At 72.2% G+C, this 25,498-nt stretch carries 20 protein-coding genes; 11 read left to right on the top strand and 9 right to left on the bottom strand.

Going from position 1 to position 25,498, the window contains the following annotated elements; genetic code table 11:
* Nucleotides 1-6: 6 nt before the first annotated feature.
* Nucleotides 7-876, bottom strand: coding sequence for a hypothetical protein (locus tag SOM35_RS01860; RefSeq protein ID WP_320514192.1), 870 nt, complete (start codon nucleotides 874-876; stop codon nucleotides 7-9).
* 72 nt (nucleotides 877-948) lie between these two features.
* A complete protein-coding gene (locus SOM35_RS01855; protein ID WP_181439361.1) occupies nucleotides 949-1,548 on the bottom strand; it encodes a TetR/AcrR family transcriptional regulator in 600 nt (199 codons plus the stop codon).
* A gap of 32 nt (nucleotides 1,549-1,580) precedes the next feature.
* Between SOM35_RS01855 and SOM35_RS01850 the strand changes: the two genes are divergently transcribed.
* The 4 genes from SOM35_RS01850 (at nucleotide 1,581) to SOM35_RS01835 (ending at nucleotide 6,889) form a co-directional block, all read left to right on the top strand.
* A complete protein-coding gene (locus tag SOM35_RS01850) occupies nucleotides 1,581-3,230 on the top strand; it encodes an ABC transporter substrate-binding protein (RefSeq protein WP_320514191.1) in 1,650 nt (549 codons plus the stop codon).
* 91 nt (nucleotides 3,231-3,321) lie between these two features.
* Complete coding sequence (locus SOM35_RS01845) at nucleotides 3,322-4,347, top strand: ABC transporter permease (RefSeq protein WP_320514190.1); 1,026 nt, start codon at nucleotides 3,322-3,324, stop codon at nucleotides 4,345-4,347.
* Nucleotides 4,344-5,270, top strand: coding sequence for an ABC transporter permease (locus SOM35_RS01840; RefSeq protein ID WP_320514189.1), 927 nt, complete (start codon nucleotides 4,344-4,346; stop codon nucleotides 5,268-5,270). Before SOM35_RS01845 ends, SOM35_RS01840 begins: the two co-directional genes overlap by 4 nt.
* Complete coding sequence (locus tag SOM35_RS01835; RefSeq protein ID WP_320514188.1) at nucleotides 5,267-6,889, top strand: ABC transporter ATP-binding protein; 1,623 nt, start codon at nucleotides 5,267-5,269, stop codon at nucleotides 6,887-6,889. Before SOM35_RS01840 ends, SOM35_RS01835 begins: the two co-directional genes overlap by 4 nt.
* A gap of 189 nt (nucleotides 6,890-7,078) precedes the next feature.
* Here the strand turns inward: SOM35_RS01835 and proP are convergent, their stop codons facing one another.
* Nucleotides 7,079-8,665: a glycine betaine/L-proline transporter ProP gene (proP, locus tag SOM35_RS01830; RefSeq protein WP_258376777.1), complete on the bottom strand. Its 1,587-nt coding sequence runs from the start codon at nucleotides 8,663-8,665 to the stop codon at nucleotides 7,079-7,081.
* Between the two features lie 239 nt (nucleotides 8,666-8,904).
* Here proP and valS point away from each other — a divergent pair, with 239 nt between their 5' ends.
* Together valS and SOM35_RS01820 are read left to right on the top strand one after the other, a co-directional pair.
* Nucleotides 8,905-11,502, top strand: coding sequence for a valine--tRNA ligase (valS, locus tag SOM35_RS01825; protein WP_320514187.1), 2,598 nt, complete (start codon nucleotides 8,905-8,907; stop codon nucleotides 11,500-11,502).
* Between the two features lie 139 nt (nucleotides 11,503-11,641).
* Nucleotides 11,642-11,869 carry a hypothetical protein gene (locus tag SOM35_RS01820; protein ID WP_284158330.1) on the top strand — a complete coding sequence of 76 codons (228 nt, stop codon included), beginning with the start codon at nucleotides 11,642-11,644 and terminating at the stop codon, nucleotides 11,867-11,869.
* A gap of 92 nt (nucleotides 11,870-11,961) precedes the next feature.
* Here SOM35_RS01820 and SOM35_RS01815 read toward each other — a convergent pair whose 3' ends face one another.
* The 3 genes from SOM35_RS01815 to SOM35_RS01805 all read right to left on the bottom strand — a co-directional run bounded on the left by SOM35_RS01815 (nucleotide 11,962) and on the right by SOM35_RS01805 (nucleotide 16,672).
* On the bottom strand, nucleotides 11,962-14,682 hold the full coding sequence (locus SOM35_RS01815) for a M60 family metallopeptidase (protein ID WP_320514186.1): 2,721 nt from the start codon (nucleotides 14,680-14,682) through the stop codon (nucleotides 11,962-11,964).
* A gap of 89 nt (nucleotides 14,683-14,771) precedes the next feature.
* Nucleotides 14,772-15,419, bottom strand: a complete 648-nt coding sequence (locus SOM35_RS01810; RefSeq protein ID WP_320514185.1) for a response regulator transcription factor — start codon at nucleotides 15,417-15,419, stop codon at nucleotides 14,772-14,774.
* On the bottom strand, nucleotides 15,416-16,672 hold the full coding sequence (locus SOM35_RS01805) for a sensor histidine kinase (protein ID WP_320514184.1): 1,257 nt from the start codon (nucleotides 16,670-16,672) through the stop codon (nucleotides 15,416-15,418). Before SOM35_RS01805 ends, SOM35_RS01810 begins: the two co-directional genes overlap by 4 nt.
* Before the next feature lie 147 nt (nucleotides 16,673-16,819).
* Here SOM35_RS01805 and SOM35_RS01800 point away from each other — a divergent pair, with 147 nt between their 5' ends.
* The 3 genes from SOM35_RS01800 to SOM35_RS01790 all read left to right on the top strand — a co-directional run bounded on the left by SOM35_RS01800 (nucleotide 16,820) and on the right by SOM35_RS01790 (nucleotide 20,761).
* Nucleotides 16,820-17,848, top strand: a complete 1,029-nt coding sequence (locus SOM35_RS01800; protein WP_320514183.1) for a fibronectin type III domain-containing protein — start codon at nucleotides 16,820-16,822, stop codon at nucleotides 17,846-17,848.
* A 232-nt stretch (nucleotides 17,849-18,080) separates the two neighbouring features.
* On the top strand, nucleotides 18,081-18,662 hold the full coding sequence (locus tag SOM35_RS01795; RefSeq protein ID WP_320514182.1) for a TetR/AcrR family transcriptional regulator: 582 nt from the start codon (nucleotides 18,081-18,083) through the stop codon (nucleotides 18,660-18,662).
* Nucleotides 18,663-18,733: 71 nt separating this feature from the next.
* Nucleotides 18,734-20,761 (top strand): M3 family metallopeptidase, encoded by a 2,028-nt coding sequence (locus SOM35_RS01790; RefSeq protein ID WP_320514181.1) that lies wholly within the window; start codon nucleotides 18,734-18,736, stop codon nucleotides 20,759-20,761.
* A gap of 146 nt (nucleotides 20,762-20,907) precedes the next feature.
* Here SOM35_RS01790 and clpX read toward each other — a convergent pair whose 3' ends face one another.
* On the bottom strand, nucleotides 20,908-22,188 hold the full coding sequence (clpX, locus tag SOM35_RS01785) for an ATP-dependent Clp protease ATP-binding subunit ClpX (RefSeq protein WP_320514180.1): 1,281 nt from the start codon (nucleotides 22,186-22,188) through the stop codon (nucleotides 20,908-20,910).
* Between the two features lie 185 nt (nucleotides 22,189-22,373).
* Between clpX and SOM35_RS01780 the strand changes: the two genes are divergently transcribed.
* Together SOM35_RS01780 and SOM35_RS01775 are read left to right on the top strand one after the other, a co-directional pair.
* Entirely contained in the window at nucleotides 22,374-23,126 is a 753-nt protein-coding gene (locus SOM35_RS01780) for a YcnI family copper-binding membrane protein (protein ID WP_320514179.1), read from the top strand.
* Nucleotides 23,123-23,797: a copper resistance CopC family protein gene (locus tag SOM35_RS01775; RefSeq protein WP_320514178.1), complete on the top strand. Its 675-nt coding sequence runs from the start codon at nucleotides 23,123-23,125 to the stop codon at nucleotides 23,795-23,797. The genes SOM35_RS01780 and SOM35_RS01775 overlap by 4 nt, the downstream gene beginning before the upstream one ends.
* A 243-nt stretch (nucleotides 23,798-24,040) precedes the next feature.
* On the opposite strand, the gene SOM35_RS01770 is transcribed toward SOM35_RS01775, so the two are convergent.
* Both SOM35_RS01770 and SOM35_RS01765 read right to left on the bottom strand, forming a co-directional pair.
* A complete protein-coding gene (locus SOM35_RS01770) occupies nucleotides 24,041-24,700 on the bottom strand; it encodes an ATP-dependent Clp protease proteolytic subunit (protein WP_111075987.1) in 660 nt (219 codons plus the stop codon).
* Nucleotides 24,701-24,726: 26 nt separating this feature from the next.
* Complete coding sequence (locus SOM35_RS01765) at nucleotides 24,727-25,356, bottom strand: ATP-dependent Clp protease proteolytic subunit (protein WP_111075986.1); 630 nt, start codon at nucleotides 25,354-25,356, stop codon at nucleotides 24,727-24,729.
* Between the last annotated feature and the right edge of the window lie 142 nt (nucleotides 25,357-25,498).

The raw sequence follows: 25,498 nt of genomic DNA, 5'->3' as shown, positions 1-25,498 counted from the left end.
TGCCGGTCAGCAGTCGGCTTCGGTGAACTCGAGGTCGACCGTCTTGTCGGAGCCCGGGAAGACGTAGGAGTACCGCATCGCGATGTCCTCCTCGAGGATGTCCCGCGTCGCCGTCGTCGAGCAGAGGTTCGACAGCACCGAGCTGCGGATCGCCCGTTCCGAGATCGCGGTCGGGTCGGCGGCGACGCTGTAGCGGTAGTGGATCGCGTCGTCCTCGGCGTCGACCCCGGTCCAGGTCGTGATCGCGTCGACCTGCTTCGGGAAGGTCGTCTGCTCGGTGATCTTCTTGACGCCCTCGTCGACGAGCTCCTGCTTCGACGGACCGCCGAACGAGGACAGACCCCAGCGCACCAGGGCACCGGCGACGAGGAACGCCACGATGCCGACGACGGCCACCAGGACCCGACGGCCGCGGGGCTGCTGCGGGCGACCACCGTACGCGGCGGCACCGCCCGGCTGCATCATCGGCGCGCCGCCGCCCCCCCAGGGCTGCTGACCCTGGGGGCCGGCCGCACCGGCGGGGTACTGCGGGGGCTGACCACCGTACTGGGGCGGCTGGCCACCGAACTGGGGCTGCTGGCCACCGAACTGCGGCGGCTGGCCACTGTCCTGCGGCGCCTGCTGGCCGCCGGGCTGCCCGGGGAACTGCGGTGCCTGGCCGGCCGGGTACTGCGGCTGCTGCGACGGGTACTCCGGTGCCGGCGCAGCGGCGTCCTGGGGTGCCTGTGCCGGGTACTCGGGTGCCGGTGCTGCGGCGTCCTGCGGCGCCTGGGCCGGGTACTCCGGGGCCTGGGCGGCATCACCCTCGCGGCGCTCCGGGTCCGGACCACCCGCTCCGGACGACGACGGCTGCTGCTGATCGGGTGTGTCGGGCACGGTTCCCCCTGGAGTCGGTGGCCGTCCCCCTCGGACGGCGCACCCAGAACCTACCAGCGGACCGGCTGCGGGTCAGCGCGCGTCGAGCCCCGCCACGACGGGCGTCAACGCGGCACCGACGTACTCGACGAGTGGACGACGACCGACGCCGTCCGTCACCCAGACCCCGAACGCCGCGGCCGCCGCCCCGAGCATCGCGCCGGCCACGGTCTGCGGCCAGAGCGACCCCGGGTGCTCCCCGGTCCGCCCGGCCACGAAGGACGCGACCGCCTGGTGCTGCGCGGTGACCCGGGTGGCGACGCTCGCGACGAGTTCGGCGCCGACGTCCATCACCTCGGCCTGGGCGATCGCCCACGGCACCCGGTCCGGGTCGTGGGCGCGGGCGGCGGCGAGCAGGGCGTCCTCGACCGCGCGGACGACACTCGACTCGGCAGAGGTCGCCAGGTGCTGCGGCAGGTCGGCCACCGCGGCGTCGAGGTCGAGCCACATCACGTCGGACTTCGCGGCGAAGTAGTTGAAGAAGGTGGCGCGGCTGACCCCGGCGCGGGCGGCGATGTGGTCCACCGTCGTCTTGGTGTAGCCCTGCTCGAGGAAGAGCTCGGCGGCGGCGTCGGCGAGCACCTCGGCACTCGATCGGCGCGGTCGACCGCCTCGGCGGGTGGGTTCGTCCATGCCCTCCAGTAAAGCGCTAGACTCGCTGAGCCATGATCTTGGACCCAGTACAGAAAATCCCGGCGCTGCGGCGCATCGTGACCGGCGTCGCCAGCGCGGCCACGATCCTCCTGGCCGTCGCGGCGTGCTCGGGCGGTGGCGCCCCCGGCGACAGCAGCACCCCGGTGCGTGGCGGCACCCTGACCTACGCGTCCGGCGACGCCGAGCCGACCTGCCTCGACCCGCACGTCGGCGGCAACTACCCGCAGGCGCTGCTCGCGACCCAGTACATCGAGGAACTGGTCGGCCTCGACGACGGCGAACCGACGCCGGAACTCGCCACGAAGTGGTCCACGAGCGACGACGGCAAGACCCTCACCTTCACGCTCCGTGACGACGTGACCTTCACCGACGGCACCCCCTTCGATGCCGCGGCGGTCGTGGCGAACATCGAGCACGTGCAGGACCCGGCGACCGCGTCCAGCACCGGCTACCTCGCCCTGCAGTCGATCGCGAAGGCCACGGCCACCGACGACCGGACCGTCACCCTGTCGCTGAGCCGCCCCGACGCCGCACTGCTCGAGTCGTTCTCGCAGCCCTGGGTCGGCATGGAGTCACCGAAGGCGCTGCAGCGCAAGCAGGCCACGAACTGCGAGTCCCCCGTCGGTACCGGCCCGTTCCGGGTCACCGACTGGAAGCACGGCGACCGCGTCACCCTGACGAAGAACGCCGACTACACGCCGCTCGGCGGCTCGACCACGAAGCCCCGCCTCGACGGGCTGACCTGGCGCTTCCTGCCGGACTCGACCTCCCGCTACGCGGCGCTGCAGTCCGGGCAGGTCGACGTCATCGACAACGCGCAGCCCGACCAGCTCGAGGCGGCGTCGTCGAAGGCCGCGATCCGTGACCTCGACGCGCCCCGCCCCGGTGCCTCGAACCGGCTCGAGCTGAACTCCGGTCACGGGGTCTTCCAGGACGAGTCCGTCCGCAAGGCCTTCATCGCCGCGGCCGAGATCGACCCGGGCCTCAAGTCGCTGTTCCTCGGCACCGCGAAGCGCTCGTACTCCGTGCTGTCGAGCGTCGAACCGACCTCGTACTCGGACAAGGCGCTCTTCGGGTACGACCCGTCGGAAGCCGAGCGCCTGCTCGACGCCGCCGGGTGGAAGGAGAACGGCGACGGCGTGCGCGAGAAGGACGGCAAGCCCCTCATCGTCACGTTCCCGGTCTCGACGAACCAGTCGGTCCCCGCCGAGCGCAGCCTGTTCCAGCAGATCCAGGCCTCCGAAGCGAAGGTCGGGATCTCGGTCAAGCTCGAGGAACTCGACCTGTCCAGCTGGTACGCCGCGCTGGCGAAGAACCAGTACGACGTCGTCAGCGCGCCGTACACGAAGGTCGGCCCGGACGTCCTCCGCATCCTCTACGACTCCGCGTCGATCACGCCGGCACCGTCGGGCTACTTCGCGAACCTCGCCCAGCTCGACGACCCGGCACTCGACCGGCTGCTCGAGCGGGCCGCACAGACCGCGGACTCCGCCGAGCGCGCCGACCTGGTGGAGCAGGCGCAGCAGACGATCCTCGAGAGCCGGACCGTCCTGCCGCTCTACGACCAGCAGAACCACTTCCTGTACCGCTCGGCCGTGCACGGCATCTCGACCACGTCGGTCTCGACGCCGTGGTTCGGGACCGCCTGGCTCGCCCGCTGACCCTCCGGTGGTGCACGGTCCGGTGACAGCCGGGAGGCCCGGTGCCCGCCCGCCCCGCAGCTCCCCCGCCGCCGGGTGGGCGCGTTGGGCGGTGCGCCGGCTCCTCGGCGGCGTCGGAGTCCTCTGGGCGGTGGCGACGATCGTGTTCGTCGCCATCCGCCTGATCCCCGGTGACCCAGCACTCGCGATCCTCGGCGGCCCGGGGTCGCAGGCCTCGGCCGAGGCAGTGGCGCAGGTCCGCCACGAGTACGGCTTGGACCGGCCGGTGCTGGTGCAGTACGCGGTGTTCCTCGGACGTCTGGCGACCGGGCAGCTCGGCGACTCGTACGCCTTCCGGACGCCGGTGTCGACGCTGTTGGCGCAGGAGCTGCCGGTGACGCTGACCCTGGCGGTCGCCGGGCTCGTCGTCGCCTGGCTGCTCGCGGTCGTCGCCGCGTGGTGGTCGACGCAGCGCGGTCGGATCGCGGCGCTGCTGACCACCGGGCTGTCGGTGACCGCCAGCGTGATGCCGCACTTCTGGCTCGGCAGCGTGCTCATCGTCGTCTTCGCCAGCAGCCTGGGATGGGTGCCCGCGGTCAGCGACGGGACCGTCCGCGGCTGGGTGCTGCCGGTGCTCGTCGTCGCGGTGCCGGTCGCCGGGTACCTGGCCGAGACGATCCGTGACGGCGTCGTGGACGCGCAGCGCTCGGCGTTCGCACTCGCGGCCCGGGGGCGGGGCGAGTCCCGCGCGGGGCTGTTCGGCCGCCACCTGCTCCGGCACGCGGCCCTGCCCGGCATCGCGCTGTCCGCCTGGGCCTTCGGGTCGCTGGTGTCCGGGGCCGTGGTCGTCGAGTCGGTGTTCGCGCTGCCCGGCATCGGGCGTGCACTCGTCACCGCCGTGACGCAGCGGGACATGCCCCTCGTCGCCGGGATCGCCCTCGTGTCGGCGGCCGCCTACGTGGTGGTGCTCGCGGTGGCGGACCTCGTCGAGCGGGCGGTCGACCCGCGCGGCAGCGACCGGGGCACCCGCCGCGGCGACCAGGCCCGCGGCACCGGACCGGACCGCGACGCCGGACCGGACCGCGGCACCGGACCGGACCGCGGCGGCGCGACGTCCGACGAGGCGGTGGCGCGGTGAGCGGGATCGTCGACCCGGGCCTCCCGGCCGGACGCAGCAGCAGCATCGACGGTGTGCCCGGCAGCACGCCGTCCCCGGGCCCCGGCGTCCGCGCCGGACGCCGGTCCGAGCGATTCCGTGGGGGGACGCTCGGCCCGGCAGGAACCGTCGCCGCGGTGGTGGTGGCGGTCGCCGTCGTGGCGGCGCTGTGGCCGGCGCTGCTCGGCGGCGCCGACCCGCTCGCGGTGCACCCGTCCGAGGCGCTCCTGCCGCCCGGCGCCGGCCACCTCTTCGGCACCGACGAGTCCGGCCGTGACGTCCTGGCGCGGGTGGTCGCGGGGACGCGGGCGTCGCTGCTGGTCGGCGTCGTCGCGACCCTGGTCGGCGGCGGGACCGGGGTGGTCCTCGGGGTCCTCGCCGGACTCGGCGGCCGGGTCGTCGACGCCGTGGTGGGCCGTGTGACCGAGGTCGCCTTCGCCCTGCCGCTGCTCCTGGTCGCACTCGTCGTCATCGCGGTGACCGGGCCCGGACCGGTGCCGGCGATGCTCGCGGTCGGGTTCGCCACGGCCCCCGGGTACGCCCGGATCGTCCGCGGACTGGTCCGGACCGCTCGTTCGTCGCAGGTCGTCGAGACCGCGGTCCTGCTCGGCCGCTCCCCCGCCGCCGTCGTGGTCCGGCACGTGCTGCCGGCGGCGCTCTGGCCGGTCGTCGCGGTCGGCACGCTCGGCATCGGTCAGGCCGTGGTGTGGGCGTCGGCGCTCAGCTACCTCGGCGTCGGGACACCGCCGCCGGCACCGGAGTGGGGCGCGATGCTCGCCGACGGCCGCACCTACCTGGCGACCGCGCCGTGGATGAGCACGTTCCCGGGCCTGGCGATCGTGGTCCTCGCGACCGCCGTCACGGTGCTCGGCCGGGCCCTCCGCCGTGCCGGAGCCGCGCGGTGAGCGGCCACGGCAACGCCCTCGAGGTCGCCGGGCTCTCGGTCACGATCGACGGCGTCCCCGTCGTCACCGACGTCACCCTCCGGGTCGCGCCGGGCGAGTGCGTCGCCCTCGTCGGCGCCTCCGGCTCCGGCAAGTCCGTCACGGTCCGGGCCGCGCTCGGTCTGTCCGCCACCGGTGCCGGGGTCACAGCCGACCGACTGACCGTCGGCGACCAGGACGTCCGCGGCCTGTCGGAACGCCGGTGGCGCGCGGTCCGCGGACGTCACGTCGGCTACGTCGGCCAGGAGGCCCTGGGCGCCCTGGACCCGCTGCGTCCGGTCGGGCGGGAGGTCGCCGACGCCCTCCGCCTGCACACCGACCTGTCGGCACGTGAGCGCGTCGAGGCGGTGCGCGCCGAACTGGAGGCCGTCGGACTCGACCCCGCACTCGCCACCGACGGCCGCACCGCGGGCACCCTGTCCGGCGGGATGCGACAGCGTGCCCTCATCGCCGCCGCGACGATCGGTCGCCCCGGGCTGCTCGTGGCGGACGAACCGACCACGGCCCTCGACGCCGGCATCGCCCTCCGCGTGATGGAGCAGCTGCGGGCGGCGCAACAGCGCGGCACCGGGCTGCTCGTCGTCACGCACGACCTCGGACTCGTCGCGGGGTGGGCGGACCGGGTCGCCGTGATGGACGTCGGCCGCATCGTCGAGGAGGGTCCGACCGCCTCCGTCCTGGAGGCCCCGGTCCACCCCGCCACGCAGGCTCTGGTGCGTGCAGCCCGGTCGACGCCCGTGGGCCGGTCGACGCCGGTGGCCGGTGCCGCCGGCGCTGCGGGCGCGTCGTCGGCGGCCGGTCGCTCGGCGCTGCCGGTGCTCGCCGCCACGGGACTCCAGCGGTCCTACCCGGGCGTCGCGGCCGTCGCCGACGTCTCGCTCCGGGTCGCGGCCGGCCGGGTCCTCGGGGTGGTCGGGGCATCGGGCTCCGGCAAGACCACGGTGGCGCGGATGCTCCTCGGACTCGAGACGCCCGACGCCGGCACGGTCACGGTCGACAGCGAGGCGTGGGCACCGCTCCCCGAGCGCGACCGTCGTGCACGCCGACACCGGATGGCCGCGGTCGTCCAGGACCCCGGCGCGACGTTCGACGAGCGGTGGGACGTCGATCGAGTCCTCGCCGACGCCCTGAGCGGCGGACGGGCACGCCGGGCGACCGGTGCCCTGGGTGACCGCGTCGACGCCGCACTGCGACAGGTCGACCTGGACCCGGGCCTCCGGACCCGCTCGCCCCGCACGCTGTCCGGCGGGCAGCGGCAGCGGCTCGCGATCGCCCGGGCCCTGGCCACCGAGCCCGAGGTCCTGGTGCTCGACGAACCGGTCACCGCGCTCGACGCGACCGTGCAGGACGCGGTGCTCGGCCTGCTCGAACGGCTGCGCGACGACACCGGTGTGGCGATGGTGTTCGTGTCGCACGACCTGCGGGCCGTCCGGCGCCTGGCGGACGAGGTCCTCGTCGTCCACGAGGGCTCCGTGGTCGAGCACGGCACGGCCGAGGCCGTCTTCGGCCACCCCGAGCACCCGGTGACGCAGCGGCTCGTGCGTGCCGCCGAGCGGCTGGCCGCCGGCCCGTCCGCCTGACGGCGCCGGCCGCTCGCCGCCCGGCCGCCGTCCGCGCCGCCGGCCGCCGTCCGGCCGCCGAGCCGAGGCTCGGCGCGGGGTGGGGTGCGCGGGGCAGGGCGAGCGGGACGGGGTGCCGGACCGGCCACCCACACGACGGAGGCCCGACCCGCGTGACGCGGGTCGGGCCTCCAGGGCGTGTGGTGCGGGTCAGGAACCGGCGGCTGCCTTGTCCTGGGCACCGTCGCCGACCGGACCGTCGGCGGTCACGATCGGGATCTGGCTGGTCGAGAACTCCTTCGCCCAGTCGGACTGCGCGAGCTCCGACGTCGGGTCGTTGTAGTCGTCGATGACCCCGGCGACCTCGTCCTCGGAACCGACCGTCGGCCCGGAGCCCATCAGCGGCGACGCGGCGGTCTCCTTCGTGAAGTACACCGCCACGAGCCCGATCACGGCGGCCAGCATCAGGTAGAACGCGGGGATGTCCTCGGCCCAGCCGTAGCCGGCGTCCTGCGCCCACTTGATGAGCCCGGCGGTGGCGAGCGGGGTGGTCCCCCCGAACAGCGACACCGACACGTTGAACGCGATGGCCAGGGCGCCGTAGCGGATGATCGTCGGGAACAGCGCCGGCAGTGTGGACGGCATCGTCGACGTGAAGGTCACCAGGACCACGCCGAGGATCAGCAGGCCGGAGAACACCCCGACCCCGGTGCCCGACTGGACGAGCTTGAGCGCCGGCCAGGACAGCACGATGAAGCCGATGCAGCCCGCGGCGAGCACCGGACGGCGGCCGAAGCGATCCGACAGCCGACCACCGAAGGTGATGACGACCATCATCAGCAGCATCACGACGACGATCAGGATGAGCCCGAACGTCGCGTTCTGTCCGAGGTTCTGCTCCAGGTAGGTCGGCATGTACGACAGCAGCATGTAGTCGGTCACGTTGAAGACCAGGACCAGCCCGATGCAGATGATCAGCGAGCGCCAGTTCTCGGCGAAGAGCTTGAGGAACGGCGTCTTCTGCGACTCGCGCTCGGCGGCCTGCTCCTGCTGCTTCTGGAAGGCCGGGGTCTCCTCGAGCTTCAGCCGCAGGTAGAGCCCGATCAGGCCGAGCGGACCGGCGATCATGAACGGGATGCGCCAGCCCCAGCTGAGCAGGGCGTCCTCGGACAGGCCGAACTGCAGGCCGGTGACGATCGATGCACCGAGCACGTACCCGGCGAGCGTGCCGAACTCGAGCCACGAGCCCATGAACCCGCGGCGCTTGTCCGGCGAGTACTCGGCGATGAAGGTCGCGGCGCCGCCGTACTCACCACCGGTCGAGAAGCCCTGCACGAAGCGGGCGACGAGCAGCAGGATCGGTGCCCAGACGCCGATCGTGTCGTACGACGGGATCAGGCCGATCATCAGCGTGCCGGCGGCCATCAGGATCATCGTCAGCGCGAGGACCTTCTGGCGGCCGATCTTGTCGCCGATCGGGCCGAAGACCGCACCACCGATGGGGCGGACGATGAACGCGGCGGCGAAGAACCCGAAGGTGGCGACGATGTTCGATGCCGGGTCGCCCGCCGGCAGGAACACCTGCGAGATCGTCACCGTCAGGTAGGCGAAGATGCCGAAGTCGAACCACTCCATCGCGTTGCCGAGGGCCGCTGCGGCGACGGCACGCTTGAGCATCGACTCCTCGACGACGGTGACGTCGTCCTCGGTCAGCTTCCGTCGAGCACGCTTCACGGCGCCCTTCGTCCGCAGCGGGCGATCGCCGTGCTGCTGCTGGGGTGTGTCGTTGGCTGGCAAGGTGTTCCTCCGGTGTGCTGTGGCGTCCTTCGGGCTCCCGGCGGGACGGCCGGGCATCCGGCGAGACAGCGACACTGGCGTCCTGCGAACCGCGCTCGCCGGACAAACCCCGGAAGCCTAGCAGGTGGGCTGTCCGACGCGGCCGACCGGTACGCTGAGGACTGCACCCGCACCACGCGGGGACACTCAGGCACCTCATCACGGACTCGGTGCCGCACATACGAACGGAAGGCGCAGCCATGACCAAGCCCATGCCCGACAAGCCATCGGTGGACGGACTCGAGCAGGTCTGGGGGCCGCAGTGGGAGCAGGACGGCACCTACCGCTTCGACCGTGACGCCGCCGGCGACCGGTCCGCCGTCTACTCGATCGACACCCCGCCGCCGACCGCCTCCGGCTCGCTGCACATCGGGCACGTGTTCTCGTACACGCACACCGACCTCAAGGCCCGGTTCGAGCGCATGCGGGGCAAGCACGTCTTCTACCCGATGGGCTGGGACGACAACGGTCTCCCCACCGAGCGTCGCGTGCAGAACTACTACGGCGTCCGCTGCGACCCGTCGCTCCCTTACGACCCCGAGTTCACTCCGCCGTTCGCCGGTGGTGACGGCAAGTCGAGCAAGGCCGCCGACCAGCTGCCGATCTCGCGCCGCAACTTCATCGAGCTGTGCGACGAGCTGACCGTGCAGGACGAGCAGCAGTTCGAGGAGCTCTTCCGCACCCTCGGACTGTCCGTCGACTGGACGCAGTCGTACCGCACGATCGACGCGACCTCCCGTGCCAGCGCCCAGCGTGCCTTCCTCCGCAACCTCGAGCGTGGCGAGGCCTACCAGGCCGACGCCCCGACGCTGTGGGACGTGACCTTCCGCACCGCGGTCGCGCAGGCCGAGCTCGAGGACAAGGAGATGCCCGGCGCCTACCACGGTCTCGCCTTCCACAAGAGCGACGGCAGCGGCGACGTCGTCATCCAGACCACCCGCCCGGAACTCCTGCCGGCCTGTGTCGCCCTCGTCGCACACCCCGACGACGAGCGGTTCCAGGACCTCTTCGGCACGACCGTGCGCTCCCCGCTCTTCGACGTCGAGGTCCCGGTGCTCGCACACCACCTGGCGCAGAAGGACAAGGGCGCCGGCATCGCGATGATCTGCACGTTCGGTGACACCACGGACGTCGTCTGGTGGCGCGAACTGCAGCTGCCGAACCGCTCGGTGATCGGCTTCGACGGCCGCATCCGGTCCGACGAGCCGGCCTGGATCGAGTCCGCCGAGGGTCGTGCGCTCTACGCCGAGATGGCCGGCAAGACCGTGTTCTCCGCCAAGAAGGTCGTCGTGGACGCCCTGACCGAGTCCGGCGAGCTGGTCGGCGACGTGAAGACCATCAACCACCCGGTGAAGTTCTTCGAGAAGGGCGACAAGCCCCTCGAGATCGTCTCCACCCGCCAGTGGTACATCGTCAACGGCGCCCGTGACGAGCAGCTCAAGCAGACGCTGCTCGAGCGCGGCGACCAGATCGCCTTCCACCCGGACTTCATGAAGGTCCGCTACGAGAACTGGGTCGGTGGCCTGTCCGGCGACTGGCTGATCTCGCGCCAGCGCTTCTTCGGTGTGCCGATCCCGGTCTGGTACCCCCTCGACGCGGACGGCAACCCGGTGTTCGACCAGCCGATCGTCCCGACCGAGGCGCAGCTGCCCGTCGACCCGTCGTCCGACCCGGCCCCCGGGTTCGACGAGTCGCAGCGTGGTGTCGCCGGTGGGTTCCAGGGCGAGCTCGACGTGATGGACACCTGGGCGACCTCGTCCCTCACCCCGCAGCTCGCCGGCAAGTGGGAGACCGACCCGGCCCTCTACGACCTGGTGTACCCGTACGACGTCCGCCCGCAGGCGCAGGACATCATCCGGACCTGGCTGTTCACGACCGTCCTCCGCAGCCAGCTCGAGGCCGACGTGGTGCCCTGGAAGAACGCCTCGATCTCCGGCTTCATCGTCGACCCCGACCGCAAGAAGATGTCGAAGTCGAAGGGCAACGTCGTCACGCCGCTGTCCGTGCTCGAGGCACACGGCGCCGACGCCGTCCGCTACTGGGCGGCCTCGTCGAAGCTCGGCACCGACGCGGCCTTCGACCCGCAGAACCCGAAGCAGATCAAGGTCGGCCGCCGTCTGGCGATCAAGGTCCTCAACGCGGCGAAGTTCGTCTACGGCTTCGAGCTGCCCACCGGCGCCCACCAGGTGACCGAGGCGCTCGACATCGACATGCTCGCCGCGCTCGGCACCGTCGTCGACCAGGCCACCGCCGCGTTCGACGCGTACGACCACGCCCGGGCCCTCGAGGTCACCGAACGGTTCTTCTGGACCTTCTGCGACGACTACCTCGAGCTCGTCAAGGAGCGTGCGTACGGCACCGCCCCGGACGCCGGCCACGAGACGCAGGCCAGTGCAGTCCTCGCGCTCCGCGGTGCGATCGACGTCCTGCTCCGCCTGCTGGCACCGTTCCTCCCGTACGCGACGGAGGAAGTGTGGGCCTGGACCCACGACACCAGCGTGCACCGGGCCTCCTGGCCGGTCCGTGCCGACCTGCCGGTCGACCAGGCCGAGACCGGGCTGCTCGCAGCCGTCGGCCAGGCGCTGATCGGCATCCGCGGGGCGAAGACCGCGGCCAAGGCGTCCCAGAAGACGCCGGTGACCCGCGCCGTCGTGCAGGCACCCGCTGCCGTCCGCGAGCTCGTCGAGCGCGCGGCCGCGGACCTGGCGGCCGTCGGCCGGATCCAGGACCTGGCCTTCGTCGACGGTGACGAGTTCGCCGTCGTCGAGATCGAGCTGGCGGAACAGCCGCCGGCCTGATCCTGACGGACCGGACACCGGACGCCCCGTTACCGTGGAGACACGGGCGGGGCGTCCGTCGTCGTGGCGGACTCCGCCGTCGACACGGCTCCGCCGACACGGACTGGAGGCACGGATGCAGTTGGGAACGCGATGGAACGTGGGCGCGGAACCGCCCGCGCGACTGCCCGAGACGATGGTCGTCGCCGTGCGCGGTGTCGAGGACGACCTGGCGGCGCAGTCGGTCGACGCATCGACCTGGCGGTGGACGCTGACGTTCCTGGAGGGCAAGCCGATGGTCGAGCTGGACGACGGGACGTCGATCCACCTGGACCCGCTCGGGCACGCGCAGGTGACCGACCCGGACGACGCGGGGTCCGAGGACTGAGTCGTCGGACTGCGCAGACGCCGGACGGCCGGGGTGACGTGATGGTCACCCCGGCCGTCCGGCGTCCGTCCTGCGCGGTCAGCGCTGCGCGGTCAGCGCTTCGGCACCGACTCGACCGGCACCGGGACGAGCGCACCGCCCTCGATCCGGTACGCCTGCCGCGTGGCGGTGTCCCGCCCGAGGGCGGTGTCCGCACTCCAGCGGAGCAGACGGTTCCCCGGTTCGAGGTGGTCGAGCACCAGGAACTGCCCGTCGTGGACCGCGACCTCGCCGAAGCGCGCCGCGAAGGCACCCGCGGTCTCGACACCCCGGAGCCAGCCGTCGGTGACGGTGGTGCCGTCGGCCTCGACCACGCGGGCACCGGCGTACCGGGTGGAGAAGTTCCCGTGGGCGGTCGTGCCACCGCCGGCCTTGTGCAGCCAGAGGGTGCCGCTCGCCGGGTCGAGGACGAGCTCGGCGATCACGGTGTCACCGAGACCGCGGTACTGCACCATGGTGCCGCGCCGGACGTCGACCGGGACGCGGACGACGTCGGGGGTACCGTCCGCGGCGAGGAACTCGACGTGGGCCGACCCGGCGCCCGTCCCGACGGCCAGGGTCTGCAGCCGGGTCCGTCCGACCGTGACGTCGGGGTCGGGGGTGGTCGTGAGTTCGAGCGCTCCGCCCGCGGTCCGCTGCCCGTAGGTCGCGGTCCCCGTCACCTGCACCGCGCCCGTCGGGACGGTGTGCCGGACGACGTGGTCCAGACGGTCGGTCCGGCGGTCGTGGTTGGTGGTGAGGTCGAATGCCGGGTCGGGGCGCTCGGCCATCGCGGCGCGCGTCTGGTCGGTGAGTCCCAGCCCCCAGGCGTCGAAGAAGGCGGTGAGGTCCCGGTCGGTGACCTCGGAGGCGACCAGGGCGAACTGCTGCTTGCGCGCCGCGGTGTCCGAGGTGCTCGGCACCGTCGCACCGAGCGCCCGGTCGACGCGGAACTGCTGGGCGATCCGGCCGTACACGTCGTCCCCGAAGGCCCGGCGGAGCTGGTCGAACATCAGCACGCGCAGCCAGATGTCCTGACGGTCGAAGTGCCGCTCGGCCTGGGGCAGTGCGAAGAACGTGGCCGCCTTCTTCCGGGTGGCCGCGTCGTCGAGCCGGTTCACACCCGGGGTCAGGTGCTCCTGGTTCGCCAGGGCGGAGACGTTGACGGACACCTCGCCCAGGCCGGCCCAGTTCATCCAGTCGGGCTGGTACGTGTGCCCGACCTCGTGCCAGAACGCCCACTGGTCGGCGGGCGCCTTCGACAGCAGGTCCCGCATCGCGCCGGTGTCGTTCTGGAAGCGGATCCAGTCGTGGGACGCGCTCGCGTAGCCACCCCCGGTGTCGGGGTTGGTGACGAGGACCCGCTGCGGTGCCCGGTGTGCTGCCCCGGTCGCGGCCCGGTCGAGCCCGAACACGGCGTCGGTCTTCGCGACGAAGCGTTCCATCATCCGGATGCGGGGGCCGACCTGGATGCCCCGGTCGAGCAGCCAACGCTGGGCGATCGGCTTCTGCACCTGCACGAGGACGTCGTCGCCGATGAGCTCGACGATCGGCGCGGTCGATGACGCCATCCGCTCGGCGAACTGCGCCTCGGTCGTCTCGCCCTCGACGAAGGTCGCCATCGGGGCTCCGCCGTCCACGCGCACGGTCGTGGTCCGGGAGCCCTCGGCAGCGGTGTCGAGGAGGTGGACCGGCCCGCTCTTCGGCACGGTCAGGCGGTTCACGCCCGGCTGCAGCGGGACCGTCTGCACGCCGACGTCCTTCCCGCCGTTGATGCCCGCGTACACGCCGTACAGACCGAAGCGTGCGGAGAGCCCGGAGACGCCCGCCGGGACCGTGATCGTGACGGTGTCGCCGGCGGTGACGGAACGACCGGTGGGCTCGTGTGCCGAGTGACGGTACGAGCGTCCCTCGGCACGACGTGCGGCCTCGGCGTCCCCGAGGGCCCGGACCGGGACCACCGAGTGGGACGGCGCGACGACGAGGTGCTGGGGCGGTGTCGGCGCCTCGGGGGTCGTGACCGTGGTGATGGCTGCCGGACCGGTGTTGCCGGCGGCGTCGACCGCGCTGATGGTGAACCGCACGGCGGTGCCGGCGGGCAGGTCGGCGATGCGGGCCTCCCGGGCGTCCGCCGGCAGGTGCGTCGGGGCGGCACCCGCACGGGTGAGGACGTACCCGTCGACGCCGCGGTCGTCGGTGGCCGCGGCCCAGCGGAGGCGAGCGGTGTGCGCGTCGACGGGGTCGCCGGCGAAGTCGGGCACGGTGCTCGGCGCGACGGTGTCCTCGGCGGGGACCTCCGGACCGCTGCCGTCGCCGTCGTCGCTGCCGTCGTCCGGGGTGCAGCCGGCCACGTCGGTGCCGTCGATGCTGCACGCCTGCACCGCCGGGACGACCGAGCCGTCGCCGGTCATGCCGAAGGACAGGTTCGCGGTGGCGCCGGGCGCGAGCTCCTGGCCGCGCTTCGCCGTGATGGTGACCTCGTCGCCGTGCTGCTCGGTGTCCGCCATCCAGCTCACCCAGCTGTCGAAGGCACCACCGGTGACCCGGAACCGGAGTTGCCAGCCGGCCGGTGTCTCACCGGTGTTCCGGACGACGAACTGTCCGCCGGCGTACCACGCGGTCGCGTCCGACAGCTCGAGCGAGGCGGAGACCGAGCCCGAGCCGGAGCCGGCGGTCGTGGGCGCTGCCCGGTCCAGCGCGACGGCCGGGTCGGCGAACAGGACGGACCCGGCGAGCAGGCAGGCCAGTGCGGGCAGCGCGCGCGGACGGGGTCGGCGGTGGGGACGGGACGACATCGGCAGGACTCCTCGGTGTGACGGGACGGTCCTCCCATGGTCCGGGCGTCCCCGGCACGAGCCACGTCTCCGAATGGTGACGGCCGGGCTCAGACGAGACCGGCGCGATGTGCGGCGATGGCGAGCTGCGTGCGGTTCTGCAGGCCGAGCTTGTCGAGGACGCGGGAGACGTAGGTCTTCGCCGACGTCGCGGTGACGCCGAGCCGCCCGGCGATCTGGGCGTTCGTCAGCCCCTCACCCACGGCGACGACGAGCTCGCGTTCCCGGTCGGTGAGGTCGCCCAGGTCGTCGAACGGCAGCGGCTGCTCCTCGTGGTCGCGGGCCACGGCACGACGGACGACGGCGTCGGCGACCGCGGGTGCCAGCACACACCGGCCCGCGGCGACGTCCGCGATCGCGGCGGGCAGTTCGTGCGGGCGTGTGCCCTTGAGCAGGAACCCGGAGGCGCCGGCCGCGAGGGCGCGGAGCACGTCGTCGCCGTCGTCGAACGCGGTCAGGACGAGGACGGCCGGAGCTGCCGGACACTCGCGCAACCGCCGGGTCGTCTCGATGCCGTCGATGCCGGGCATCCGCAGGTCGACCACGGCCACGTCGCACCGGAGGCGGCGGGCTGCGGCCACGGCACGCTCGCCGTCGCTGCACTGCGCCACCACGACGAGCCCGGGCTCGGACTCGATGACGATCCGGAGGCTCGACCGGATGTCGTCGTCGTCGTCCACCAGCAGCACGCGGGTCATCGGGGCAGCTCGAGGTCGAGACGGAAGCGGCCGTCCGGCGTCCGGGTGTGTCGGAGGAGACCGCCGACCTCGGCCGCACGTTCGGCGGCGACCGCCAGCCCGTGGCCCCCGGTCCGGCGGGCGTCGGGGAGCCCGCCGCCCGCTGCGACGCCGGCCGCATCGGAGCGCGACGGGACGGCGTTCCGGAAGGTCACCTCCAGGCGGTCCGGCAGCAGGGCTGCGGTGACCTCGACCACGCTGGCCGGAGCGTGCTTCCGTGCGTTGTGCAGTGCCTCGGCGACGACGGCGTCGAGGACCGCGGTGCACCGGGTGTCGAGCCCCGCGGTCCGGGCGAGCGGTCCGGCGGCGGGTCCCCGGCGGACGACCTCCTGACCGTCCTCGAGCGCCGCGTCGAAGGACTCCTGCCAGGACGGTGTCGCGAGGGTGGCGGCATCAGGCGCCACAGGCTGGCGGGTGCCTGACTGCGCCTCGGTGCTCCGGAGCAGACCGACGACGAAGTGCAGGTCCTCGAGCAGACCGGCGCCGCTGTCGGCGATGCGGGTGGCGAGACGACGGGTCGCTTCGTCGTCGCTCTGGGCAGCGAGCGCCGTGGCGTGGAGCGTCATCCGGCTCACCCCCTGTCCCACGACGTCGTGCAGGTCGCGGCTGAGGCGGAGCCGCTCCTGCGCGACGACGTCGGCCGCCCGCGCGGCTGCGGCGGCGGCCTGCAGCCGGAGCCGTTCCTCCCGGGCGCGGACCACCCGACGCGCCTCACCGACGGCGCCACCCACCAGGGCGGGGAGCACGACGGCGACGAGGGGCGCGGACTCGGCGGGGACCGCGACGTGGCCGGCCCGGAACATGCACGGGTCCGGCACCAGCCCGAGGGGGTGCAGGACGGTGAAGACGCCGAGGACGACCCACCAGCCGCGTCCCCGGCGCGCGGCGACCACGGCGCTCATGACGACGACGAACGAGCACGAGCCCGTCATCGCCCAGACGATCGGGGCCACTGCCGTCGGCAGCAGCGGCCAGCGGTGCACGGCGTACAGCGACAGCCCGCCGATGACGAACACGAGCACCTGCAGGAGGTCCGGCGCAGCCCGGGCCGCGAGGGCGTCGTACCAGACGCTGTAGCCGGTGACGGCCACCGGCAGGACGACGGCGCCGATGCGCGCGATCCGACGGAGGCGGTCCGACGGCGTCTCGACGAGTCGTTCGAGCGGGCGGAGCGGACGATCGATCGTCGCATGAGTCGACATGTTGGATATCACGTATCGAGTGTAGACCAAGCGGCAGCGATGGTTTCCTGTCGACTTCCGGAGACGCCCCGCCGGCCCGGGCACGCTGCACGATGGTCGACGTCCGCACCGGCGGACACCATCCGCTCCGGCGGACGTTCCCCTCCGAAAGGCATCCTGATGTCCCTCCGCTCCTCCACCCTCGCCACCGCCGCGATGACCGCCGCGATGATCGGGTGCACGCTGCTCGCCCCGTCCGTCGCCTCGGCCGCACCGACCCAGGAGGCCGCGACCGGCACCGCAGGCCAGCTCCAGATGTGGGACGGCAGCCAGCACTACAGCAGCGGTCAGTTCGTCATCACGAACCCGACCGCGGGTGCGTCGGACTGGGAGCTGACGTTCTCGGTGCCGAACGGGTCGTTCGAGAACCACTCCGACTGGAACGTGGACGCACAGGTCGACGGCGACCGCGTGACGCTCACGCCGAAGAACGGCGCACTGGCAGCGGGCATGAGCGAGTACGTCTCGTTCGGCATCGCCGGTGACGGGTCGAGCGCCCTCAGCGTCCAGGGCTGCGACCTCGGTGGCGCCGCGGTCGGCGGCTGCTCGGCGGCTGAGGACCAGGGTCAGGCACCGACCACGCCGGGCGACGTCCGCGTCACCGACGTCGCGCACGACCGGGTGACCGTCAACTGGACCCCGAGCACCGACGACGGCCCCGGCATCCTGTACACCGTGACGCTCCTGCGCGACGGCGACGTGATCCGCGAGTACCCCGTACCCGGCGCCCACCGCACGAGCCAGGTCGTCGACCGCCTCGACCCGGACCGCGACTACGAGGTCGTCGTCACCGCTCGGGACTCGGACGACAACGTCAGCGCCGCCGAAGCCGTCTCGTTCACCACGGCCGCCGACCCGTCGGTCGCCGGGCCCGCCACCCCGGCGGACGTCCACGTGAACACCGAGCAGTCCGACAGCGTCATCGTCAACTGGAACTCGCCGGTCACGCCCGAGCTGCTCGGCCACCAGGTCCTGCTCTTCCAGGACGGCGAACTCATCCGCGCACACGTGATCGCGAACCCGCGCCAGGCGTCGGTCATCGTCGACCGCCTCACCGCAGGTACCGACTACGAGGTCGCGGTCCTGGCGTACGACCGGTCGGGTCACGAGACGACCTCCGACCGGGTCGCGTTCACCACCGCGCGCTGACCGCGCGAGCCGGGCGCGCTGACCGCGCGAGCCGGGCGCGCTGACCGCGCGAGCCAGGCAACCTGGCGGGGCCGACCCGGGCCTCCCGTCCGGACGCCCACGAACGGAACCGGCCTGGCGCCGCGGGACCACCGCGGCACCAGGCCGGCCCCGCTCTCACGCGCTAGAATGGAGAACGTTCGTTCCCGGCATGCCACCGATGCCGTGGACACCGAGTGGACGGAGCACCGACATGGCGACGAGCACGGTCGAACCCGAGACGGCAGCACGGATCGTCGAGACCGCGGACACGCTCTTCTACACGCGCGGCATCCAGGCGGTCGGCATGGACGAGATCCGTTCCACCGCCGGCGTCTCGCTGAAGAAGCTCTACGCCGCGTTCCCCGGCAAGGAGCAGCTCATCGCCGCCGTCCTCGCCGGCCGTCACGACTTCTGGGAGCAGGGCATCCGGGCCGCGGTCGACGCCGCCGACGGCCCTCGTGCGCAACTGCTCGCCGTCTACGACTTCCTCGAGTCCTGGTTCGGGGACGAGACCTTCCGCGGCTGCGGCTTCATCAACGCGTTCGGGGAACTCGGTGCGACCTCCCCCGCCATCGCCGAGATCGCCCGCGAGCACAAGGACTCGTTCCAGCGCTTCGTCGCCGGGATCACCTCGCAGGCCGTCCCGGACGCCGAACGCGCCGAGGAGCTCGCAGCACAGCTCGCGCTGCTGGCCGAAGGGGCCCAGACCACCGCGGCCATCGCGGGGACGACCGAGGCGGCCGTGCACGCCCGCCGAGCGGCTGCGGTGCTGATCGACGCCGCGACGCGCTGACGACACCGGGACCGGGCCTGCTGCCCGGCACCCGCCACCCGGCCACCCGCCCGCATCGCTAGGTTGGGGCGATGGCCACTCCGTTCGATGGACCGAGCACCCTCCCCTACGCCCTCCCCCCGTTCGACGACGTCCGGACCGAGCACTACCGGCCCGCCTTCGACGCGGGCATGACCGAACACCGCGCCGAGGTCGAGGCGATCGCCACCGACCCGGAGCCGCCGACCTTCGAGAACACCCTGGTCGCGCTCGAACGTGCCGGGCAGCTGCTCCAGCGGGTCGAGATGGTCTTCTCCACCGTCACCTCGGCCGACTCCACCGACGAGCTGCGCGACCTCGAGGCCGAGCTGTCCCCGCTCCTCGCCGCCCACCGCGACGCGATCGTCCTGGACGGGCGCCTGTACGCACGGGTCCGTGCCGTGCACGACGCCCTCGATGCGACCGCCGGCCGCTCGGAGGAGGACCGCCGCCTGGCCGAACGGACGCTGACCGAGATGACCCTCGCCGGCGCCGGACTCGACGACGCGGGCAAGGAACGCCTGACCGCGATCAACCAGGAGCTGTCGACCCTGACGACGACCTTCGAGCGCAACCTGCTCGAGGACACCAACGACGCCGCCGTGCACGTCACCGACGAGTCCGAACTCGCCGGCCTCGACGACGGCGCGAAGTCCGCCGCCGCTGGTGCCGCCGCCGACCGTGGTCTCGACGGCTGGCTCGTCACCCTGCCGCTCTACACGGGGCACCCGTGGCTGGCGACGCTCACCGACCGGGGCCTCCGGCAGCGGATCATGGAGGCGTCGCTCTCCCGCGGCCGTCGCGGCAACGCCTTCGACAACCGGGACGTCCTGCTGCGCATCGTCCGCCTCCGCGCCGAGCGAGCCGAACTGCTGGGCTTCCGCGACCACGCATCGGTGGTCACCGCGGACGAGACGGCCGGCACCCCGGAAGCCGTGGCGGGCCTCCTGTCCTCCCTGGTCACCGCAGCCGTCGCGAACGCCCGCGACGAACGCGAGGCACGCTCCCGCACCGTCGGCCACGACGTCGAGTCGTGGGACTGGGCGTACGCCACCGAGGTCCTCCGCGGTTCGCAGTTCGCCGCGGACAGCAGCGCACTCCGCCCGTACCTGGAGGCCGACCGGGTCCTACGCGACGGCGTCTTCCACGCGGCGGGCACCCTCTACGGCCTGCGGTTCACCGAGCGCCCGGACCTGCACGGCTACAACGACGAGGTCCGCGTCTTCGAGGTCGTCGACGAGCAGGACGCCCCGGTCGGGCTCTACCTGCTCGACCTGTACACGCGCGACGGCAAGCGCGGTGGCGCGTGGATGAACCCCGTCGTCGAGCAGTCGCACCTGCTCGGCACACTGCCCGTCGTCGTGAACAACCTCAACGTCCCGAAGCCCGCGGCCGGCTCGCCCACCCTGCTGACGCAGGACGAGGTCGAGACCCTGTTCCACGAGTTCGGCCACGCCCTGCACGGGCTGATCGCCCGGACGACGTACCCGCGGTTCTCCGGCACGAACGTCGAGCGCGACTTCGTCGAGTTCCCGTCGCAGGTGAACGAGATGTGGGTCACGTGGCCGTCGGTCCTGGCGAACTACGCCAAGCACCACGAGACCGGTGCGTCGATGCCGCCCGAGCTCGTCCTGGGGCTCAGCGACTCCGAGGGGTTCAACGAGGGGTTCGGCACGACCGAGTACCTCGCCGCCGCGCTGCTCGACCAGGCCTGGCACCGACTGACCGCCGCCGAGGCCGCTGCGGTCACCGACGTCGAGGCGTTCGAACGGGAGGCCCTGGTCGCCGCCGGCATCGACGCCCCGGCCGTCCCGCCCCGCTACTCGTCGACGTACTTCGCGCACACGTTCTCCGGCGGGTACGACGCCGGCTACTACGGGTACATCTGGAGCGAGGTGCTGGACGCCGACACCGTGGAGTGGTTCCGCGAGCACGGTGGGTTGTCCCGCGAGGCCGGTGGACGCTTCGCGCGGCTGGTGCTCGGCGTCGGCGGCGCGAAGGACCCGCTCGAGGCCTACCGCGAGTTCCGCGGCCGCGATGCCGAGGTCGGACCGCTGCTGCGGCGACGCGGCCTCGAGTAGCGGCGCGGCCGGCCGGTCCAGTCCGCGAAACACCGGTGTTCGTCGGTTGCGCCGCGGAAAGACGCGGCGTGACGCACGAACACCGGTGTTCCGCGAGCTCCGCGGACGGACGGGAGGCGCGGTGCCGGCCCGCCCGGTGCGTCCGGCTAGGCGGACTTCTCGACGCGCTTCGGTGCGGACCGCGGCACGATCGTCGGCGCCGCGTTCTCGAGCACCGACGCCCGGGTGACGACCACACGGGCCACGTCGTCGTCCGAGGGGACGTCGAACATGATCGGCCCGAGGACCTCTTCCATGATCGCGCGGAGGCCGCGGGCACCGGTCTGGCGGAGCACCGCCAGGTCAGCGATCGCCTCGAGCGCCGCCTGGTCGAACTCGAGCTCGACGCCGTCGATCTGGAACATCCGCTGGTACTGGCGCACCAGGGCGTTCTTCGGCTCGGTGAGGATCTGCATGAGCGCCGCCTGGTCGAGCTTCGACACCGTGGTGACGACGGGCAGGCGACCGATGAACTCGGGGATCAGGCCGAACTTGTGCAGGTCTTCCGGCAGGACCTCGGAGTAGAGGTCCTGGTGGTCGGTCGGGCTGTGCAGCTGGGCACCGAAGCCGATGCCGTGCTTGCCGACGCGCGACGACACGATCTCTTCCAGCCCGGCGAACGCCCCGGCGACGATGAACAGCACGTTCGTCGTGTCGATCTGGATGAACTCCTGGTGCGGGTGCTTCCGACCGCCCTGCGGCGGCACCGAGGCGACCGTGCCCTCGAGGATCTTGAGCAGCGCCTGCTGCACGCCTTCGCCGGAGACGTCGCGGGTGATCGAGGGGTTCTCGGCCTTCCGCGCGATCTTGTCGACCTCGTCGATGTAGATGATGCCGGTCTCGGCGCGCTTGACGTCGTAGTCGGCCGCCTGGATCAGCTTGAGCAGGATGTTCTCGACGTCTTCGCCGACGTACCCGGCCTCGGTCAGGGCGGTGGCGTCCGCGACGGCGAACGGCACGTTCAGCCGCTTGGCCAGGGTCTGCGCCAGGTACGTCTTGCCACAGCCGGTCGGGCCGATGAGCAGGATGTTCGACTTGGCGATCTCGACGTCGTCGCGGTCCTCGGCGGCGGTGATCTGCCCCTGCGCCCGGATCCGCTTGTAGTGGTTGTAGACGGCGACCGCGAGTGCGCGCTTCGCCGGGTCCTGGCCGATGACGTACTCCTGCAGGAAGTCGAAGATCTCGCGCGGCTTCGGCAGGTCGAACTCCCCACTGCCGGTGTCCTCGCCCGCTTCGGCGAGGCGCTCTTCGATGATCTCGTTGCAGAGCTCGACGCACTCGTCGCAGATGTAGACGCCGGGTCCGGCGATCAGCTGCTGTACCTGCTTCTGGCTCTTCCCACAGAAGGAGCACTTCAGGAGGTCGGCGCTCTCTCCGATGCGTGCCATGCTCTCGGCCTTCCCTGGTCGACGTGCACCGCCAGTGCGGTCCACGAGGTCGTCGTGGGACCGAGCCTAACCGCAACCGGGGACACAGTCGGGGACCCCCGGCCGCGTTCGCCCAGGGCGTGGTCGGCCTGGTAGCGTGAGCAGCGTTTCTCTACAAGTTGTAGAGAACGGCTCCTGGAGGAACCATGCAGAAGCGCCTCGCCACCGGCGGTGTCGTGACCCTCGGCGTCGCCGCCGCCATCGTCCTCGGCACCGCGGCCTCGGCCAGCGCCCACGTCGAGGCCGAAGCGTCATCGACCGCCGTCAACTCGTACACCACTGTCACGTTCTCCGTGCCGCACGGCTGCGACGGCTCCCCCACCACGAAGCTGCAGTTCCACGTGCCTGAGTCCGTGATCGAGGTCACGCCGACCGTGAACCCGAACTGGACCATCACGAAGGCCACCGAGCCCTACACGGCCCCGAGCTCCGCAGCCGGTTCCGACGAGGACGAGGCCGAAGCCGCCGCCGAGCGCGTCACCAGCGTCACCTACACGGCGAAGACCCCGCTGCCCGCCGACGAGCGCGACACCTTCTCGCTCTCGTTCTCCCTGCCCGACGGCAAGGCCGGCGACACCGTGTCGATGCCCGTCACGCAGACCTGCGAGAAGGGCTCCACCGAGTGGGACCAGGCCACCAAGGCCGGACAGGCCGAGCCGGAGCACCCCGCGCCGACCATCACGCTGACCGCCGCCACCGCAGGCGACGACGAGCACGGCACCACCGCGTCGACCGAGTCCGACGAGGCGACCGCGACCACGGCCTCCAGCTCGTCCACCTCCGTCCCGGCGGACCCGGACCTGGTCGGCCGCTTCCTCGGCCTCGGCGGTCTGCTCCTGGGCGCCGTCGCGCTGGTCGTCTCGGTCGCCGCCACGCGCCGACGCGGCAGCAGCAAGTGACGACGGGCGAGCGGCCGGGCACGCGTCCGGCGGTGCGCGGCCGGGTCCGGGCCGGGAGGCTCGGTGCCGGGACGCTCGCCGCCCTCACGCTCGTGGGTGGTGCGGTGTTCGGCCTCGCGGCCCCGGCCAGCGCGCACAACTACGTCATCGCCGCCACCCCGGCGTCGAACAGCACGCTGACCGAACTGCCGAAGACGTTCGCGATCACCACGAACGACCGCCTGCTCGACATCGGCGACACGGACTCGGGGTTCGCGTTCCGCATCGTGGGTCCGGACGGCCGGTACTTCGAGAACGGCTGCGTCGACGTCGAGGGCCCGACGATGTCCACCGCGGCCGCGCTCGGCAAGTCGGGCAAGTACCAGGCCGAGTGGCAGATCATCTCGGCGGACGGGCACACCGTCTCGGACTCGTACGACTTCACGTGGAAGGCCCCGGCGGGCTTCTCCCCCGCCACCGGCACCACGAAGCCGCCGACCTGCGCCACCGCGGGCAACGGCTCGACCGCCGCGGCGAGCACGACGGGCACGGAGTCCGGCACCTCGGCGTCGACGACCTCCGACGCACTGTGGATCGGTGCCGGCGGGCTCGTCGTCGTGGCCGCGGTCGTCGCCGTCCTGTTGCTCGTGCGTCGTCGCCCGGCGCCCGCCGCTGACGCCGACGAGGACTGACCGGCGCGCCGACCGGCACGCCGACACGCCCGCCGCCGTCGTCCCGACCGGTCGGGACACCCCGCTCACCTCCGCCGAGCGGTCACGACTCGTCGGACTGGCCTCGCCAGAACGACCGTTCGTGACCACTCGGCGAGACGCATGCGGGCGTGGCGGATCAGCTCGCCCCGGGGACGACGACCGACCCCGGGCACGACAACGGCCCCGCACCGAAGAGGTGCGGGGCCGTCGTCGTACCGAGCGCTACTTGACGAGCGCGGGGAGGTTCTTGCGGCTGGTGAGGACCTGGTCGATCAGGCCGTACTCCACGGCTTCCTGCGCGGACATGATCTTGTCGCGCTCGATGTCGTGGTTGATCTCGGCCGGCGTCTTGTTCGAGTGCTTCGACAGCGTCTCCTCGAGCCAGGTGCGCATACGGAGGATCTCCGCCGCCTGGATCTCGATGTCGGACGCCTGGCCACCACCCTGCTGGACAGCGGGCTGGTGGATGAGCACACGGGCGTTCGGGAGCGCCAGGCGCTTGCCCGGCGTGCCGCCGGCCAGGAGCACTGACGCGGCCGAGGCCGCCTGACCGAGGCAGACCGTCTGGATCTGCGGACGGATGTACTGCATCGTGTCGTAGATCGCCGTCATCGCGGTGAACGAGCCACCGGGCGAGTTGATGTACATCACGATGTCGCGGTCGGGGTCCATCGACTCGAGCACGAGCAGCTGGGCCATGACGTCGTCCGCGGACGCGTCGTCGACCTGCACGCCGAGGAACACGATGCGGTCCTCGAAGAGCTTCGCGTACGGGTCCTGACGCTTGTAGCCGTAGGCCGTGCGCTCTTCGAAGCTCGGGAGGATGTACCGATCAGAGGGGGCCGGGACGTTCTGCGCGCCACCGAGCATGGGGAGATGCATTCTCGTTTCCTTTTCTTCGGTGGTGATCAGGACTGGGCGTCGGGCTCGGCCGCAGGGGTCTGCGTCTCGCCGTCGTTGACGGTTCCGCCACCACCGACGACCTCGGCGGACGAGGCGCGGAGGTGGTCGACGAAGCCGTACTCCAGGGCTTCCTGTGCCGAGAACCAGTTGTCGCGGTCGTTGTCCTTGAGGACCTGCTCGATGGACTTGCCGGTCTGCTCGGCAGTCAGCTCCGCCATGCGCTGCTTCATGTCGAGGATGACCTTCGCCTGCGTCTGGATGTCCGCGGCGGTGCCGCCGAACCCACCGGACGGCTGGTGCAGGAGCACGCGCGCGTTCGGCGTGATGTAGCGCTTGCCGGGCGTGCCGGACGAGAGCAGGAACTGCCCCATCGAGGCGGCGAGGCCGATGCCCACCGTGACGATGTCGTTCGGCACGAACTGCATCGTGTCGTAGATCGCCATGCCGGCGGTGATCGAGCCACCGGGCGAGTTGATGTAGAGGTAGATGTCCTTCTCAGGGTCCTCGGCGGCGAGCAGCAGCAGCTTGGCTGCGATCTCGTTCGAGTTGTCGTCGCGGACCTCGGAGCCGAGCCACACGATCCGGTCTCTCAGAAGGCGGTCAAAAACACTGGGGTTCAGTGTTGCTTCGGCCATGGAAAAGCTCCCGTTCAGTTGTCGCTTGTTGTCGAACTTATCGGTTGCAACGCACGTGGTCGCGTGTGTTCGCTGTCGGCGGTCAGCAGGTCAGGGAACGCGGTCGGGACGTGCGGGTGAACGAACGGGAGGCACGGTGCCA

Source organism: Curtobacterium sp. CFBP9011 (assembly GCF_034045095.1).
Lineage (GTDB): Bacteria > Actinomycetota > Actinomycetes > Actinomycetales > Microbacteriaceae > Curtobacterium.
The sequence above is the reverse complement of the archived record's forward strand: the minus strand, read 5'-3'. Positions and strand labels throughout refer to the sequence as shown.

Coding starts and splice junctions, on each gene's coding strand:
- SOM35_RS01855 (WP_181439361.1), bottom strand. CDS start 1,548: ATGGACGAACCCACCCGCCGAGGCGGTCGACCGCGCCGATCGAGTGCC.
- SOM35_RS01850 (WP_320514191.1), top strand. CDS start 1,581: ATGATCTTGGACCCAGTACAGAAAATCCCGGCGCTGCGGCGCATCGTG.
- valS (WP_320514187.1), top strand. CDS start 8,905: ATGACCAAGCCCATGCCCGACAAGCCATCGGTGGACGGACTCGAGCAG.
- SOM35_RS01815 (WP_320514186.1), bottom strand. CDS start 14,682: ATGTCGTCCCGTCCCCACCGCCGACCCCGTCCGCGCGCGCTGCCCGCA.
- SOM35_RS01810 (WP_320514185.1), bottom strand. CDS start 15,419: ATGACCCGCGTGCTGCTGGTGGACGACGACGACGACATCCGGTCGAGC.
- SOM35_RS01800 (WP_320514183.1), top strand. CDS start 16,820: ATGTCCCTCCGCTCCTCCACCCTCGCCACCGCCGCGATGACCGCCGCG.
- SOM35_RS01795 (WP_320514182.1), top strand. CDS start 18,081: ATGGCGACGAGCACGGTCGAACCCGAGACGGCAGCACGGATCGTCGAG.
- SOM35_RS01790 (WP_320514181.1), top strand. CDS start 18,734: ATGGCCACTCCGTTCGATGGACCGAGCACCCTCCCCTACGCCCTCCCC.
- clpX (WP_320514180.1), bottom strand. CDS start 22,188: ATGGCACGCATCGGAGAGAGCGCCGACCTCCTGAAGTGCTCCTTCTGT.
- SOM35_RS01780 (WP_320514179.1), top strand. CDS start 22,374: ATGCAGAAGCGCCTCGCCACCGGCGGTGTCGTGACCCTCGGCGTCGCC.
- SOM35_RS01770 (WP_111075987.1), bottom strand. CDS start 24,700: ATGCATCTCCCCATGCTCGGTGGCGCGCAGAACGTCCCGGCCCCCTCT.
- SOM35_RS01765 (WP_111075986.1), bottom strand. CDS start 25,356: ATGGCCGAAGCAACACTGAACCCCAGTGTTTTTGACCGCCTTCTGAGA.